This is a genomic window from Microbacterium sp. GbtcB4 (assembly GCF_019091465.1).
Lineage (GTDB): Bacteria > Actinomycetota > Actinomycetes > Actinomycetales > Microbacteriaceae > Microbacterium > Microbacterium paraoxydans.
Genome location: NZ_JAGXJJ010000277.1, coordinates 1 through 254 on the forward strand (window position 1 = coordinate 1; position 254 = coordinate 254).

1 pseudogene is annotated in these 254 nt (G+C 73.6%); it reads left to right on the plus strand.

Annotated elements, in window-relative coordinates:
• Positions 1–254: pseudogene (locus KVS71_RS17900) on the plus strand (glycosyltransferase); the annotation flags it as partial.

The following is a 254-nucleotide window of genomic DNA, read 5'->3' on the forward strand; positions in this document are numbered from 1 at the left end:
GTCCTTCCGTCGCTGCCGTTCACCCTCGATCGGGTGTACGCGATGACCTGGCCGGGGCGGGCGACCGATCGGACTCTCGACCGGGCCATGGCGCACCGCCCGCCCGTCGTCCTCGTCCACGTGCAGGCCGACTTCTGGGGCGCCTTCATCGGCCACCCCTTCGCCGCCCGGCACGGAATCCCGGTCGTGCACACGAGGCACAACCGCGACGATGTCGGGCTCGCCCCAGCCCCCCCGCTGCACCGGCCCGGGCT